The 14671-nt window shown below is 62.8% G+C and carries 16 protein-coding genes; 8 read left to right on the plus strand and 8 right to left on the minus strand.

Features of this window, described 5'->3' with window-relative positions:
• Window positions 1–59: 59 nt before the first annotated feature.
• The 4 genes from KG722_RS00485 to KG722_RS00500 all read right to left on the minus strand — a co-directional run bounded on the left by KG722_RS00485 (window position 60) and on the right by KG722_RS00500 (window position 3591).
• Entirely contained in the window at window positions 60–842 is a 783-nt protein-coding gene (locus KG722_RS00485) for an enoyl-CoA hydratase (RefSeq protein WP_213268442.1), read from the minus strand.
• Between the two features lie 79 nt (window positions 843–921).
• Complete coding sequence (locus tag KG722_RS00490; protein ID WP_213268443.1) at window positions 922–1407, minus strand: hypothetical protein; 486 nt, start codon at window positions 1405–1407, stop codon at window positions 922–924.
• 94 nt (window positions 1408–1501) lie between these two features.
• Entirely contained in the window at window positions 1502–2260 is a 759-nt protein-coding gene (locus KG722_RS00495; RefSeq protein WP_213268444.1) for a molybdopterin-binding protein, read from the minus strand.
• Complete coding sequence (locus tag KG722_RS00500) at window positions 2257–3591, minus strand: serine hydrolase domain-containing protein (protein WP_213268445.1); 1335 nt, start codon at window positions 3589–3591, stop codon at window positions 2257–2259. Before KG722_RS00500 ends, KG722_RS00495 begins: the two co-directional genes overlap by 4 nt.
• Window positions 3592–3704: 113 nt before the next feature.
• Between KG722_RS00500 and map the strand changes: the two genes are divergently transcribed.
• On the plus strand, window positions 3705–4526 hold the full coding sequence (gene map / locus KG722_RS00505) for a type I methionyl aminopeptidase (RefSeq protein WP_213268446.1): 822 nt from the start codon (window positions 3705–3707) through the stop codon (window positions 4524–4526).
• A gap of 188 nt (window positions 4527–4714) precedes the next feature.
• A complete protein-coding gene (locus KG722_RS14870; RefSeq protein WP_366909832.1) occupies window positions 4715–5050 on the plus strand; it encodes a JAB domain-containing protein in 336 nt (111 codons plus the stop codon).
• On the opposite strand, the gene KG722_RS00515 is transcribed toward KG722_RS14870, so the two are convergent.
• Entirely contained in the window at window positions 5040–5768 is a 729-nt protein-coding gene (locus KG722_RS00515; protein ID WP_213268447.1) for an ATP-binding cassette domain-containing protein, read from the minus strand. The genes KG722_RS14870 and KG722_RS00515 overlap by 11 nt on opposite strands.
• 272 nt (window positions 5769–6040) lie before the next feature.
• Between KG722_RS00515 and KG722_RS00520 the strand changes: the two genes are divergently transcribed.
• From KG722_RS00520 to rnhA, 5 genes are read left to right on the plus strand one after another with little or no spacing between them, the layout of a single operon-like run.
• Window positions 6041–7540: an MFS transporter gene (locus KG722_RS00520; protein ID WP_213268448.1), complete on the plus strand. Its 1500-nt coding sequence runs from the start codon at window positions 6041–6043 to the stop codon at window positions 7538–7540.
• A gap of 37 nt (window positions 7541–7577) precedes the next feature.
• A complete protein-coding gene (locus tag KG722_RS00525; protein ID WP_213268449.1) occupies window positions 7578–9077 on the plus strand; it encodes an MFS transporter in 1500 nt (499 codons plus the stop codon).
• Between the two features lie 11 nt (window positions 9078–9088).
• Window positions 9089–10075: a homoserine kinase gene (gene thrB / locus KG722_RS00530; RefSeq protein WP_213268450.1), complete on the plus strand. Its 987-nt coding sequence runs from the start codon at window positions 9089–9091 to the stop codon at window positions 10073–10075.
• Complete coding sequence (locus KG722_RS00535) at window positions 10072–10662, plus strand: hypothetical protein (protein ID WP_213268451.1); 591 nt, start codon at window positions 10072–10074, stop codon at window positions 10660–10662. Before thrB ends, KG722_RS00535 begins: the two co-directional genes overlap by 4 nt.
• A gap of 42 nt (window positions 10663–10704) precedes the next feature.
• Window positions 10705–11157: a ribonuclease HI gene (gene rnhA / locus KG722_RS00540; RefSeq protein WP_213268452.1), complete on the plus strand. Its 453-nt coding sequence runs from the start codon at window positions 10705–10707 to the stop codon at window positions 11155–11157.
• An 84-nt stretch (window positions 11158–11241) separates the two neighbouring features.
• On the opposite strand, the gene ctrA is transcribed toward rnhA, so the two are convergent.
• From ctrA to KG722_RS00555, 3 genes are all read right to left on the minus strand, one after another.
• A complete protein-coding gene (gene ctrA, locus KG722_RS00545; RefSeq protein WP_213268453.1) occupies window positions 11242–11955 on the minus strand; it encodes a response regulator transcription factor CtrA in 714 nt (237 codons plus the stop codon).
• 134 nt (window positions 11956–12089) lie between these two features.
• Entirely contained in the window at window positions 12090–12926 is an 837-nt protein-coding gene (locus KG722_RS00550) for an AAA family ATPase (RefSeq protein WP_213268454.1), read from the minus strand.
• A 4-nt stretch (window positions 12927–12930) separates the two neighbouring features.
• Window positions 12931–13941 carry a flagellar biosynthesis protein FlhF-like protein gene (locus tag KG722_RS00555; protein ID WP_300998116.1) on the minus strand — a complete coding sequence of 337 codons (1011 nt, stop codon included), beginning with the start codon at window positions 13939–13941 and terminating at the stop codon, window positions 12931–12933.
• Between the two features lie 225 nt (window positions 13942–14166).
• On the opposite strand from KG722_RS00555, the gene KG722_RS00560 reads away from it, so the two are divergent.
• Window positions 14167–14568, plus strand: a complete 402-nt coding sequence (locus KG722_RS00560; protein ID WP_213268455.1) for a hypothetical protein — start codon at window positions 14167–14169, stop codon at window positions 14566–14568.
• Window positions 14569–14671 lie beyond the last annotated feature (103 nt).

The following is a 14671-nucleotide window of genomic DNA, read 5'->3' on the forward strand; positions in this document are numbered from 1 at the left end:
AATCTGGCCTCTGTTAAACCCGCCCTTTGCGACAACGCAACCCGGACGGGCTTGAGTTGTCAGCCCTGCTGGTCCCGGCCCCGCGCGGTGACCTGCTTGCGGGCTTCTTCCACGGCCGACGCTGAAACCGACCTGGAATGCTCGATCGATCGGGTCACTTCTTCCTTCATCGAGGCGGCGAAATTCATGCCGAAGCCGTCATCGATCAGGGCCTTGTACTTGCGCAGGAGATCCGGGTTGGTGGACGTCATCTCGGCCGCCATCTGCAGCGCAGCGGGAACAAGCTCAGCAGCCGGGTAAACGCGGTTGACGAGGCCCCATTTTTCCGACGTGTGCGCGTCGATGAAATTGCCCGTGAAGGAGAGTTCCTTGGCTCGGCTTATGCCGATCAGGCGGGAGAGTTTCTGCGAGAGCCCCCAGCCTGGCACGATGCCGACGCGCGCATGGGTGTCGGCAAAGCGTGTATGCTCGGAGGCGAGCAGCACGTCGCACATCAGGGCAAGCTCAAAGCCGCCGGTGATGGCAAAGCCGTTGATCGCGCCGATGATCGGCCAGGGATAGGCTTCAAGGGCTGCGAGCATGTTGATCGATTTGGAATCCTCGTCCGCGCCGAGGGCAAAGCCGGTCTGGCCCGCTTCCTTAAGGTCGATGCCAGCGGTGAACGCCCGGCCCGCGCCGGTCAGCACGACAGCGCGGATTTCCGGGTCGTCCTTCAGCTCGGTGAACACGCGCACGATCTCGGCGCGCAGGGCACGGTTGAGCGCATTGAGGGCGTCGGGGCGATTAAGCGTGACGAGGCAGACGGCGCCGTGGCGTTCGGTCAGGACGATGGGCTGGGACATGGGGCGTTCCTCCGGATATAGTCGCAAGAGGTGTTAGGACGGGCGGCAGGGCCCGCCAAGCCTGACGCGGCGTCCGCCCTTACCCTTTGCGGCGGGTTACCAGCCGGAAGACGCCGATCAGCGCGGCCAGGACAGCGATCGCCGCTGCCAGCCAGAACAGGCCGAACTTGACCGGGGTGATCCACACCTTGGCATCGAGCGCGTCCGCCACGCCCGACAGGGCGAGGGCCTGGACCGTGTTCTCGGTGAGATCAAGGATCAGGACGGCAAAGGCCGGCACAGAAGCGATCTTCCCCCACTTGCCGAAGAAGCGCAGCGCCATGCCCGCAAACAGGAGGCCGAAGCTCAGCGGGAACAGCGTGTCGATGATCAGGGTCACCCAGAAATGTGCGGTCTTCTGATCAGCTGTCAGCCCCTCAAACAGGGCGCGGACTTCGACGGGCTCGGACACAAGGTCGAGATAGGCCCCGCCGACAGAAGGGGCGAAAATCTCGAAGCCGGCGGCTGCAATGATCATCAGAGCAAAGAGCGCCCACAGGACCGGCGCGCGTGTCAGGAATTGCATATTGTCCCCTCCCCCGGGAGTTTCGCTGGCATTTTATAGCGCGGGGTTGGCGCAATGGTTGAAGTTTTTTGTCCCCTTATCGACGCTTTTCCGGTCAGGCCGGATCGAGCACAGGCTCCACGCCCAGGCTGCGCATCAGAGCCTCCAGCTCGCCCTGAACGGTCGTCAGCAGGGCAGTATCGCTCGCGCGGGCAACCAGCGCGACGCCATTGTCGCCCATGCCCAGATACCAGGGATAGGAACCGATGGAGACCCCGGGATAAGTCCTGGCAATGTCTCCGAGCCGTTCGGCAAGGTCACCCTCGCGCAGGCCCGCCCCGCGCAGCTGGACCTTGTGAACCCGCTCGCCGCCTTCCAGGCGCGGGCCGATGTCTTCGAGCATCGCGCGGGCAATCTGGGGCACGCCGGCCAGCGTGAACACGTTCTCCATCTGGAAGCCCGGCGCGCCAGAGACCGGGTTTTTCACGATCCTTCCCCCATGCGGAATGCGGGCCATACGGCGGCGGGCCGGGGTGAATTCGGTGTTCATGGCCCTGTAGCGTTCCGCCATCTCCGCCATCACCTCGGGGTGTTCCGAAATGCCGGTATTGAAGGCTGCCGCAATAGCGTCGGCCGTGATGTCGTCATGCGTCGGACCGATGCCGCCCGTGGTGAAGACGTAGGTGTACTTCGCCCGCAGCGCATTGACCGCCGCCACGATCTCCTCCTGCACGTCCGGCACCGTCCGGCACTCGAGAACCGGTATGCCGATCGGCTCCAGATACTGCGCGATCTGCTGGAGATTGATGTCACGGGTGCGCCCCGAGAGGAGTTCATCCCCGATCAGCAGGACAGCGGCGGTGGGCTGGGTCATTCAGTTTCCTCGAGGGCTTCATAGACAAGGCGGGCGGATGCGGCGCGGGCATCAAAGCCCGGTCCGGCGCCGCCGAAGTGCTGGATCATGCCGATGAAGTAAAGGTCGTTCGCAGGGTCCACCCAGAACCAGGTGCCCGCCGCTCCGCCCCACATATAGGCGCCGACAGGATAAGCCCGGTCTTTGCCCGGCTCCAGGACAACGGCCACATCAAGGCCAAAGCCGACCCCGGTCGCCTCATCGGCAGATGTGCCGTCATGGCCGATATAGACCCCGTTTGGCAGATGATCGGTCGCCATCAGGCGCACCGTCTCCGGCTTGAGGATCTGCACGCCGCCGAGCGTGCCTTCATTGACGAGCATTTGGGCAAAGCGGGCATAGTCGTCCATCGTTGAGACGAGGCCATGGCCGCCGCCTTCAAACGCAATGGTTTCCTTGCGGAACTGGAAGCCCGGGGCGCCGGCCGGGACAAAGCCCGAGCCATCCGGCGCGTTGACATAGACATCGGCAAACCGGTCATACTCTGCTTCGGGAACGAAGAAGGCGGTGTCCTTCATGCCAAGCGGATCGAAGAGGCGGGTCTGGAAGAACTCCCCAAGCGTCTGGCCCGACAGTTTCTCGATCAGATAGCCCTGGATATCGACGGAGATCGAATAGTCCCAGGTGGTGCCCGGCTCGTGCAAGAGCGGGATGGACGAGACACGCTGCATAAAGGTGTCCATGTCCGGCGCAGCGAATATATCGAGTTCCCGGAACCTGTCATTCACATAGTCGCCCCCGCGCAGACCATAGCCGAAACCGGCGGTGTGGCTCATCAGTTCCTGGATGGTGGGCTGGCGGCTGGCAGGCTCAAGGATGGGCTGGCCATCTGTGTCCATACCCTTGAAAACCTGCAGGCTGCCCAGTTCCGGGATGTGTTTGGAGACCGGATCGTCGAGCTGGAACCTGCCTTCTTCCCACAGCATCATGAGCGCCACGCCCGTGACCGGCTTGGACATGGAATAGATGCGGTAGATCGTGTCTCCGGCAAGCGGGGCCTGATCGGCTTGCCGGCGTATACCGGCCTGGATGTCGGAGACGATCTTACCGTCCTTGACCAGCCGGGTCGCGATGCCCTTCACCTGCCCGTCCGTCACATACTGCACCATCCGGTCTTCCAGCGCGCGAACCGCGTCCTGATCGAACGCCTCTGGCCCGGGCTGGGCCACAACCGAGAGGGGCTGAGACGTATCTTCGGGAACAGAGACGGCCGGGGCAGTAGCGCAAGCGGCCAGAAGGGCGGCCAGCGACAACGCCGCCGTTCCGGCAAGAGATTTCCTGAAGCTGGTCATGGTGTTCTCTCCCGCCATTGGTCTTGCCCCTAACTGGCAGCGGCTGCTCTCTTCGGCAAGGCAGCAGTTGATTAGGTGTGGAAAACAGCTCTTTGCCCTGCCATATTGGGACAATGAACGACACACATCTTCTCCTGCCCATGCGCACGGGCGAAATCCGGATCCACGATGCCGAAGGCTTCGAGGGGATGCGCCGCGCCGGCCGTCTCGTCGCCGAATGCCTCGACATGCTCGTGCCGGAAGTAAAACCCGGAGTGACGACCGAGCACCTGGACAATCTGGTCCGCCAATTCGTTCAGGATAACGGCGCGGTTTCGGCCACGATCGGTTATCGCGGATACCGCCATGCCTCCTGCATCTCAGTGAACCACGTCATCTGCCACGGCATTCCCGGCGGCAAGGCGCTGAAGGAAGGGGACATCGCCAATATCGATGTGACCCTCATCATCGATGGCTGGCATGGTGACCATAGCCGCATGTACGGCGTGGGCGAGGTAAAGCGCAAAGCCGAGCGCCTCATGGAAGTGACCTATGAGGCCCTGATGGCAGGCATTGCCGCAGTAAAGCCTGGCGGCCACTTTGGGGACATTGGCGGCGCGATCAGCGAGATTGCCCGCCTCAACCGCTACTCCGTTGTCGATGATTTCTGCGGCCATGGTCTCGGCCGCCTCTTCCATGACGAACCCAACGTGGTCCACTCGGCCAAGGCCGGAACCGGGCCGGTGCTCAAGCCTGGCATGTTCTTCACCATCGAACCGATGCTGAACCTCGGCCGCCGCGACGCTGCGATCCTTCCCGATGGCTGGACCGCCGTGACCCGCGACCGCCAGCTTTCGGCCCAGTTCGAACACTCTGTGGGCGTGACCGAAACCGGCGTGGAGATCTTCTCCGCCTCCCCCAGGGGCTGGCATGAGCCTTACAAGGTGACGCTCTGACCCGGTCTCGGAGGGGGAGCGCAGCGCAGACGAAAACCCCGCTGCCAAGGCCATCGCGACCGGCAGCGCGCCAGGCTCCTGAAGCGGGGCCCCGGACGACCATCAGATCCTGGAAAAGCTGCTCCAGGCCTTCATCCCGCGCCGGGCGCGAGGAGATCAAGGCGAAGGAGGTTATCCCCTCCTGGTCTGTGCTGGTAGCCTGTGTGCGCCGCGAGCTTCAGCATGAAAAGGACGAGCAGTTCTGCGTGATCTTCCTTGACCGGAAGAACCAGCTGATCCTGGACGAGATCATCGGCCGGGGCACGCTCGACCCTGCACCGGTCTATGCGCGCCAGATCGCGCGGCGGGCGCCGGAACTGCAGGCCTCCAGTCTCATCCTTGTCCACAATCACCCCGCCGGCGACCCCAAACCTTGGCGCGCAGACATCGGGATCACCGGCGAGATCATTGATGTGCCTTGGCTATTTGAACCTACCGTACACGGTCATCTCGTTTTCCGGACTTCCGGCCTCATCAAAGGCTGATCCGGCGCGTAATGCCGATGCGCGCGAGGAAGGCTTCGTCATGGCTGACGATCAGCAGCGCGCCATCATAGGCATTGAGGCCCGCCTCGACCGTTTCGAGCGAGGCAACATCCAGATGGTTCGTCGGCTCGTCCAGGATGAGCAGCTGGGGCGGAGATCGGCCGCCGAGGACGCAGGCAAGTCCAGCCCGCAGCCGCTCTCCGCCGCTGAGCGTCGATACGGTCTGCCGCGCGGCGCCCGCCCGGAACCTGAACCGCGCAAGCGCCGCGAGGCTGGCCCGTGTGCGCTGGCCGCCCGAAAGGCGCATGAGGGGTGTGTTGATGCCGATGCCGGAAAGGCCCGCCCGCGCCAGTGCTTCTGCGAGGCGCGCTTCCAGTGTCCAGTCGGCCTGGGCAAAGTCGTCTTCGGTGCCTTCACCTGCCTCAATGCGGGCAAGGCGCCCGAGCGCAGACCCGGCGCCGAACAGGCGCGCGAGGGTTTCTGCCGGCTCAGGCGTGAAGGACTGGCGCAAAGTTCCGATTGTGCCGGCCAGCCTGACGGCACCGAAGGCTGGCTGCGCCGCGCCGGCGATCAGCGTGAGCAGGCTCGATTTGCCGACACCATTGCGCCCCACAAGGCCAACGCGTTCCTGATTGAAACTGAAGCTGAGGTCTGAAAAAAGAACCCGGCCGTCAGCCAGGGCATATGTCACAGAGGCGAGTGTGATGGAGGCTGGCATTGCAAACATTCTTCCGGTGAACTGATCCGAGGGCGGTCATTTTCCGGAGAGTGTTCATGGCAGGGCGCCTCACGCTGACTTGTGGAATTCCATCCAGGCGGAGAAATTAGTCCCGCCCCGGGAAAAGTCCAACTCACCCGCCAGGTGAAACTGCAGCGCTCCCTGCGCCCTTCCCTGACGATAAGGCTTGCGGGCGGCAGCGGGACCGTTACCGTCGCGACATAATCCAGCGCGCCGGCAGAAGCGTGTCTTTCCTGGGAGGCGAGCAACACATGACGGCAACCGCAGACGCGGCCGACACCGGCAACGGGCATATCACCGGTTTCGGCACCAAGCCGTATCGCTCCTATGTGCTGATTGCCCTGACGCTGATCTACACGCTGAACTTCATAGACCGGACCGTCATCACGGTTGTCGCCCAGCCGATCATCAACACCTTCTCCCTGAGTGACGCCCAATGGGGCCTCCTCACCGGCCCGCCCTTCGCCCTGTTCTATGCGCTGATGGGCATCCCGATCGCGATGTGGGCAGACCGGGGCAACCGGGTCTTCATCATCGCGCTCTGCGTCGTTATCTGGTCTGTGATGACCGTATTGTGCGGCCTCGCCGCCAGCTTCATCTGGCTGCTGCTGTTCAGGGTCGGTGTGGCGATCGGCGAAGCGGGCTGCACGCCGCCGGCCAATTCCATCATCACCGATTACTACCCGCCCAAGAGCCGGGCGAATGCCATTGGCATTTACTCGATGGGGGTCACTATCGGCGGGGTGATGGCGCAGCTCTTTGGCGGCGCCCTCGCAGGCCTGCAGGGGGCTGATTTCGGAAACTTCCTGTCTTCCATCGGCCTCGGCGGCCTGTTCTCCGGCATCAACTGGGAAGAGGTGGAAGGCTGGCGCCTGGTCTTCGTAATCGTCGGCGCGCCGGGCGTCCTGGTTGCCCTGGTCCTCTGGCTGACGACGCGGGAGCCGCCGCGCGGATACTCCGATCCCAAAGGCAAGACGCCGATTGAGAAGGCCGGCTTCTTCGAGGCCTTCAAGGAGTTTGGCGCCAAGCCGACCTTCTGGTCACTATCTCTCGGGGCTGCCTTTGTTGCCTTTGTCGGCTATGGCCTGATCAGCTTCCAGGCACCGTTCCTGATGCGGGTGCACGGGGTAAGTGTTTCAGAAGCGGCCATTCGCTATGGCGCGCCGCTGGCCGCTGTTGCCGCGTTTGGCACGTTCCTTGGCGGCTTCCTGTCGGAAAAGTTCACCCCGCGTTTTCCGGCGATCGTTGCCTGGCTGCCGGGTGTGGGCCTGTTGATTGCCATCCCCGCCTACATAGCCGCCTTCCTGACGCCATCCCTGACGATGGCGTTCTGGATGTGGGTGATCGCGGCGATTGCCCACTACGCCTATCTCGGCGCGCAATACACCGTCTCGACCGCCATCGTCAGCCCGCGCTCCCGCGCGACAACGGTTTCAGTGCTGTTGTTGATTGTCAGCCTTATCGGGAACGGCCTCGGGCCGATGTTCACTGGCATGATGAGCAGTGCCTTCATGGGCGGCATCATCAAGAAGAACGGTCTGGAAGAGGCCTTCGCCACCTTCAATCCCGGGCTATGCGCAGGGCGGATGGCGGAGCTCGGCGAAATGGGTCCGGCCCTCTGCTCGGCCTACGCTGAAGGCCTGCGCCAGTCGATGGTGGCCACGGTCATATTCCTGGTTATCGCCGCTGCCTTCTACTTCCTTGCTTCACGCACCTTCCTGAAGGATCGCTGGAGCCCCGCCGCCGATTAAGTTTCAAACCATTTGCCTGACTGTCTTGGAGACCCGAATGACCGACGCCGCCACTCCCAGCCAGACAACCACCGAAGCCGTCCCGGGCTACAAGACCGGATACGGGACCCCGCTTTATCGCGGCTATGTTTTGACTTCGCTGCTTGTTGTTTACATCTTCAACTTCATCGACCGCTCGATTTTCGGGATCCTGACCGAGCCGATGAAGCTCTCCCTGCAGCTTGAAGACTGGCATATGGGTCTGCTCGGCGGCCTCGCCTTCGCCATCTTCTACACAACCCTTGGCATCCCGATTGCCCGCGTCGCCGAACGCCGCAACCGGATGCTCATCATCATCATCTCTCTGACCCTATGGAGCCTGATGACAGTGCTCTGCGGCTTTGCGACCAGTTTCCTGACGCTGTTCATCTTCCGCCTGCTGGTAGGCGTGGGCGAGGCAGGCTGCACCCCTCCGGCCCAGTCGGTGATCGCCGATTACTTCAAGCCGACAAGCCGGGCGACGGCCGCTTCAATCTACGCCCTCGGCGTTCCGCTGGGCGGCATGATGGCCGGCCTCGCAGCCGGTCCGATCAACGACTATGTGACCGGCGAAAATGTCTACAATCTGCTCGGTTCCTGGGGCTGGACCTGGGCGCAGGGTTTGGTGGACTGGAACAGCCTTGAAGGCTGGCGCATCGCATTTATCGCCGTAGGCCTGCCGGGCGTTCTCTTCGCCGTCATTCTGTTTTTCACGGTCAAGGAACCGCCGCGCGGCTATTCTGATCCTCCGGGCGCGCCGCGCAAGGCGGTGCCGGACGGGTTTGGAACGGTACTGAAGGATCTGATGCGCAAGCCCACCTATGTGCATGTGGTTGCCGGCGCTGCCGTTGCCTCCTTCGCTGGGTATGGCGTGGCTGCCTTCTCGACCTCGTTCCTGCTGCGCACGCATGGGCTGACTCTGACTGAAGCGGCGCTGATCTTCTCGCTCGTGCTGGGTCTGATGGCTGCGCTGGGCGTATTCCTGTCGGGCTTCCTCGCAGACAAGCTGTCAGTGCGCTATCCGACGGCACTCTCCTGGATGCCGGCGCTGGGCATGGGCCTGTCGGTCCCGCTCTACTGGCTTGGCTATCTCAGCCCTACCGTGCCGCTGATGATCCCGCCACTGATGCTGGCGGCGACGCTCCATTACTTCTACCTCGGCCCGATGTATGCGGTCTCCGCAGGCGTTGTGGACAGCCGGACACGGGCAACGGCCGTCGCAATCACCCTGTTTGCCGTCAACCTGATCGGTATCGGCCTTGGACCGACGCTCGCAGGCCTCCTGTCCACGGCTTTCAAGACGATGTTCATCAACGGATCAGACCTCGGCCTGACGCTTGCTATGTGCCGTGATGTGACCGGGCTCGCGGCTGAACAGGCCGCCGGGTGCCGGAGCGCGGACGCACGCGGCCTGCAGTACGCGATCGTGGTCTTTGCCTCGCTTTATGGCTGGGCAGCGATCCACTACCTGCTGGCCGGCAAGACGCTGAGCCGTGACATGCTGCCGAAAACTGCGTAAGGGCGCCGCCTATGGCGGTATACACGCAAGTTTCCGATGAAGCGCTCGCAGGCTTCCTCGCCGGGTATGATCTCGGCGAGGCGCTTGCGTTCAAGGGCATCGCCGAGGGCGTCGAGAATTCGAACTTTTATCTCGAGACGCGCAAGGGACGCTACATCCTCACCCTCTTCGAGAAGCGGGTGAACGCGGCCGACCTGCCCTATTTCATCGGCCTGAAACAGCATCTGTCCTCAAATGGCTTTCCTTGTCCCAAGCCGGTCATGGGGCAGGACGGCCAGGCGCTGCGCACGCTGGAAGGCCGCCCGGCGGTCATCGTCACTTTCCTGGACGGTCTCTCCCCCCGGCGCCCCAGCGCGAAGCAGTGCCGCGCCCTGGGTGAAGGGCTCGCGCGCATGCATCTTGCGCTCGCTGACTTCAAAGGCCATCGGGAAAACGCGCTCGGCCCCGCCTCCTGGCGACGGTTATGGGAGGGGCGCGGCGCAGACGCCGAAGCGCTCCAGCCCGGCCTCGAAGCGGAGGTGGATGCCTGTTTCGAGCAGATCAGCGCGGCACGCGCCTTTGCCGATGAGCTTCCGCGCGGCACCATCCATGCCGATCTCTTCCCCGATAACGCCTTCTTCCTTGGGGACACGTTCAGCGGCGCCATCGACTTCTATTTCGCCTGCACCGACGCCCTGGCCTATGACCTTGCCGTCTGCCTCAATTCCTGGGCCTTCGAGGAAGGCAACGCGAGCGATGCCTCGCGTCTGGAATATAATTTCTCCAAGGGATCTGCCCTGATTGCCGGATACCAGTCCGTGCGCCCGCTTGAGGCTTCTGAACGCGAAGCCTTGCCGGCCCTCTGCCTGGGCTCGGCCATGCGGTTTTTCCTGACACGGCTTGCCGACTGGTCCTCGACGCCGGCCGGTGCCCTCGTAAAGCCCAAAAACCCTCTTGAATACGCCGCCCGGTTGGCTTTCCATCGCAAGATGGCAAGCGCCGAAGGCTATGGGGCATGAGCGAACACCCGGTATCGGGACTTCCACGAGACACTTCACCTGCAGACGATGTCCTGCCTGCCTATGCCATGGCCTCGCGGCCGAGGCGCGTGAAGCGGGTCAAGCTTGCGCTCCTTCTGTCGTCAATGGCCGCCTGCGTCGTTGTGGCGATTGTCGGGTTTCTCGTGATGATGCTCAGTTTCATGGTTTTCGAACTGGCCGGCCAGACGCCGGGCCCGGCGGTCGGCGCCGGAGACTTTCGCGGCGGGGCGCTGCTGGCGGCCCAGCTGTCGGCGATGAATTTCATCCTGTTTTTCATAACAGTTCCAGCCGCCGCCCTGGCGCTGGGCCTGTCGATTGCCCGCTTCCCGCACAGGGGCATTACCCACATGATCCCTTACCTCCGCTGGGGCGCGATCTGGGGCGGCTTCCTCGTCGGAGGCACCACCTTTGTCTTTGGCCTGTTTGGCGGCCCGGCCTCGGCCGTCGGAGCGCTTATGTGCGGCGGAGCCATTGGCAGTCTGGCTGGCACCTTCTGCGGCTTCCTGTTTCACGCCATCGTACAGCCGGCCCGCCAGGTTACGGAAATGGATGTGAGTGTCTTCTGAAGCCGCCTTGACGGCGGCGCCAAAGCCCCGCACCCCGCTCCCATGACCGACAAAGACATCATCGAAATCTGGACTGACGGCGCCTGCAGCGGAAATCCCGGCCCGGGCGGCTGGGGTGCGCTCATCCGCTGGAACGGCCATGAGAAGGAACTCTATGGCGGCGATCCGGCCACGACCAACAACCGCATGGAAATGATGGCCGTGATCGAGGCGCTGGGCGCTCTCAAAAGGCCGTCAAAGGTCACGTTGAACGTAGATTCCACCTATGTGAAGGACGGCCTGACCAAATGGATCAAGGGCTGGAAACGCAATGGCTGGAAAACCGCCGACAAGAAGCCTGTAAAAAATCAGGAATTGTGGATGGCGATGGAAGAAGCCTGCAAGCGCCACGACATCACCTGGGTCTGGGTGAAGGGTCACGCCGGAGACGAGGGCAACGAACGCGCCGACGGCCTCGCCCGCAAAGGCACGGATGAAGTCCGCGGACAGAAATAGCCCTTCTGGAACTTATCGCCTGCAATGAAAAACGCCCGGAGAGCTAAAACTCTCCGGGCGTTTTTCTCAAAGGTCTCAGGAAGCTCAGGCGGCTTCTTCGATCTCGCTGGTTTTCTGGTTCGGGCGCGGATCACGCAGCACATAGCCCCGTCCCCAGACGGTTTCGATATAATGGTTGCCGCCGGTGGCCTGCTGCAGCTTTTTGCGCAGCTTGCAGATGAAGACGTCGATGATCTTCAGTTCCGGTTCGTCGAGGCCGCCATAGAGGTGGTTGAGGAACATTTCCTTGGTGAGCGTCGTTCCCTTGCGCAGGGAAAGCAGCTCGAACATGGCGTATTCCTTGCCGGTGAGGTGGACGCGCTCACCGTCGACTTCGACGGTCTTGGCATCAAGGTTCACCAGAATGTCGCCGGTGCGGATAACGCTCTCGGCGTGGCCCTTGGAGCGGCGCACGATGGCCGTGATCCGGGCAATCAGCTCGTCCTTGTTGAACGGCTTGGTGAGGTAATCGTCGGCGCCGTAGCCGAGGGTTTTCACCTTCGCTTCGATGTCCGGATTGCCCGAGAGGATCATCACAGGCGTGTTCACCCGGCTCATGCGCAGCTGCTTGAGCACCTCAAATCCGGTGATGTCCGGGAGCGACAGATCCAGGAGGATCATGTCAAACTCATAGACTTTGCCAATATCAACACCGTCTTCACCAAGGTCGGTGAGATAGACGTTGAAGCCAGCGGCTTTGAGCATCAGCTCGATTGAGCGGGCCAGTGCCCGATCATCTTCAATTAGCAGGACGCGCATCGCTCGTCTCCCGAATCATCCTAAGGTCAGTCGTAACTGGTTTGGTTAACATTGTGAATCCTAACGTACCTTTATTAACAGGTATTAAAAAAGCGTTGGAACACAGACGAATTGATTCACTTTCTCTGAACGGATCAGTTGCCGATCTCGGCGGAGGCCTGCCCCATCATGACCTGTGCCACTGCAATGACATCCTGAACAGGCTGGGCCTGCGGATCAATTGACATCAGCGTCTTCTGACAACGGATGGCATCGCGCACCTTGGCATCGCGCATGACGGTCCCCGCAAGGCGCGGCCGGAAACCGAGGAAAGTCTGGCAGGCCCGCGCAATGGCTTCATAGGTGCGCTGTCCGGCGGCGCGCGTATCTGCCTGATTGATGCAGACCAGCGGCTCGACCGACGGCGCATAGCCGCGCAGAACCTTGATGAAGGCGTAGGCATCGGTCATCGAGGACGGATCATCCGTGATCACGATCAGCGCCTTGTCGCCCGAACGGGCCAGACGCATGCAGTTGGCTTCGATCCCCGCGCCAAGGTCGATCACGACATGATCATACTGAAGCGCCAGAGCCGACAGGCCTGCGGCCAGGCGAGCTACTTCTTCGGTCGGCAGTTCGGCCAGCGCGCCCGAGCCCGAGCGTCCGGGCAGAACATCAAAGCCGCCATGGCCGGCGCCGCCATCAATCGGCGTCACAGCATCTTCCAGCTCAACCCAGCCAGCGACAACAGCCGCAAGATCGGTCTCCGGCGCGATGCCCAGCTGAACGTCGACATTGGCAAGGCCAAGGTCGCCGTCGACGAGCAGCACGCGGCGGCCGGACTGGGCCAGCGAGGAGGCCAGCGAAATGGAGACGAACGTCTTGCCAACGCCGCCCTTGCCACTGGCAACGGTGATAACCGAAGCAGGGGTAACCCGCGGCGGCGGGCGAACGGGGGGACGGTCCTGGGATCTGCGAACGGCAAAGCTCATGGGATCATGCAGCTCCTCTGAGGGCAATCACGTCGCCGCGGGCATCTTCCATGAGAAGCGCAGCAAGACGTGACGGGGCAGCCGGAACAAGTCCGCCGCCAATGAAGGGCGTGATTGCCAGATGTGAGAAGGCGATTCCGGAAGACGTCAGGGCCGCAATGGCCCCGCCCCGGCGGCGCACAACATCAAGTTTCGTAAGGATCGCGCGGCGGACGCCGGCGCGGTGGAACGCCCGTGCCGATTCAGCCAGGTCGTCCGGATGCCCCTCCGCGGACAGCACAAGAACCGGCTCGGCGCGGATGGCGGCCACCAGATCGCCAAGGCTGGCTAGATCATCGCCCTCGAAGGGATTGATCGCCGGAAGGTCGATTACACAACGGCGCCCTTCATTGCGCAGGGCACGCAACTCGCTGAACAGCGCATCGGGTGTTTCAGCAACGCGGATCTGGTCGCGCTCGCGCTCCAGATAGGCGGCGAGCTGTTCGCCCGCAGCAGAACCGTCGAGGTCTGCGGCAAGCGGCGTGATTTCAGTGCGGGCAACAGAGGCGCGGCGCGTCAGCTTGGCAGCCGTGGATGTCCGCCCGTGCCCGGGCGGACCAACAAGCAGAATGTCGCGGTCCATGCGCGCAGGGATCGGATCGCAGGTCACGAGGCGCGACAGGCCTTCTGCCATCGCTTCCTCAGGCGCGGAGAATTCTCCGGGGCGGCGCCCGGCGCCCTCGCTGGCCACGCGCTCGGCAAACCGTTGCGGCGCGCCATGCCAGAGCAGGGCATCACGGACCCGGGCAAAGATCGGATTGTCGACCCCGCGCCCATGGCCCAGATTGCGGGCATCCCGCAGGAAGACAGGTTCATTGCTGGCAGCCGCAGCCCCGGCGCGATCGGTTGCCGCGCGAACCTCGACGCCGCCATCGACTTCCCGTTCGGACAGGATCACGGCATCTGCGCCCATCTCCGCAAAGATCATCGCCTTGGCAGCTTCCATCGATTCTGCAGCGAACATCTTCATGCGCATGGGCGTCTTGTCCTCGGATCACGCTGGTGCGGCAGGAAGAAGGTGATTCTCCGAAGCGCCGCGAACTTGTACTCATTGAAGCCGCGCAAAAGTTAATTTTGTCCGAAATTCCGTTAGGGTTTACAGGAAATTCAGAAAACTCCGGCCTTTCGTGCAGGCAGGACACAAGGCTGGTCCCGCCGTCCCGGCGGCCTATCCTGAAACTGAGAAACGATAGGATCAGGCATGCAGATTACAGAAATCCTTGCAGTTACTGGCCTCGGGCTCGGGGCGGCCATGGGCCTGGGCGCCCTCCTCGTGCCGGAATGGGCCTCCGGGGTCGTGCGCCTGAAGGCTGATCCGGCCAAAGGCGGAGGCTATTCGGAGTTCCGCGCCACCTATGGCGGCCTGCTTTTGATGGTTCACGGCGTTGCGCTGGTCATCGTCCTGATGACACCGGCAGCAGGCTCGGTCCTGGTCGTCATGCCGATCGCCGCCGGTTGGCTGGGGGCAGCCATCGGGCGGACCGTGGCACTGATCTTCGACCGCGCCAGGCTCGGCAACGCGAAGATCATCCCGATCTGGATGGCGACGGAGGTGGGCCTCGCCCTTGCTATTGGCGCCCCGGTCCTGCAATTCCTCAGCTGAAACCAGACCTTAGCCAGATCAAAGCCAGATCAAAGAAAGACATTGCCATGACGGAGCGTCGCGAGACGGGCCGCCCGGCCCGGAAACCTTCCGGCCCAAAGCG

It is taken from the genome of Hyphomonas sp. (assembly GCF_018402285.1).
Taxonomy (GTDB): Bacteria; Pseudomonadota; Alphaproteobacteria; order Caulobacterales; family Hyphomonadaceae; genus Hyphomonas.